Origin of the sequence: Arthrobacter sp. N199823, from assembly GCF_002929705.1 — a bacterium.
Classification (GTDB): domain Bacteria; phylum Actinomycetota; class Actinomycetes; order Actinomycetales; family Micrococcaceae; genus Specibacter.
In genome coordinates, this window is the sequence record NZ_PJIN01000057.1 from 1 (window position 1) to 668 (window position 668).

Consider the following 668-nt stretch of genomic DNA (forward strand, 5'->3'; position numbering starts at 1 on the left):
CTCTGGAGATCTTCCAAAACTCGCTGGAGAACATGCCGGCCGTTGGCTGGTACTGAGAATTGGTATTGGATTAGGCCCTGCCTTCCGAACGCTGCCGGCCAGAAATCAGCTCCGTCCAAGGTGTTCAGCGCCGTGGTGAAGTGAACTATTTTGGGACCGTTATTGCCGGGAAACGTCCAGCGCACTGCGTTGGCAGCAGCAACGCTTCGGCGGTTTATGATGCCTTGGCCTGGGAAGGAGGCCATGCTGCGCATCGTGGGCCCGTGTGGTGACATCGGCGTTCCCTGCAAAGCTGCGGGCAGCATCCCTGCTGTTGCCGGGGTGCTGATGTCCACCAATCCGCGCAGCTGGTGGTGGGTTGCGTCTATCCAGGCGACGGCGTGGGATGGTGTTTGCGTCGAGGCGGCGATGAGGTCCATGGATTCGTCCAGAGTTCTTGTTTTCCCACGTTCCACCATCAGGTATGACGTTTCCAGGCGTTGGAGCTGGATTGTTGCGGAGACAATGATTCCGGTCAGGCCCATTCCTCCCACCGTCGCCCAAAAGCCGTCCGGGGTGGTCTCCGGGGACATGCGCACGATGTCCCCGCAGCCCAGCATGAGATCCAGTCCGAGCAGGTGTTGGCCAAAGGACCCTTGTTGGGCGTGGTTTTTTCCGTGGACATCGCT

At 59.7% G+C, this 668-nt stretch carries 1 protein-coding gene; it reads right to left on the reverse strand.

What is annotated here, in order from left to right:
- Positions 1–668: FAD-binding oxidoreductase (locus CXQ93_RS20825; RefSeq protein WP_181036258.1), on the reverse strand; the 668-nt coding region annotated here is incomplete at both ends.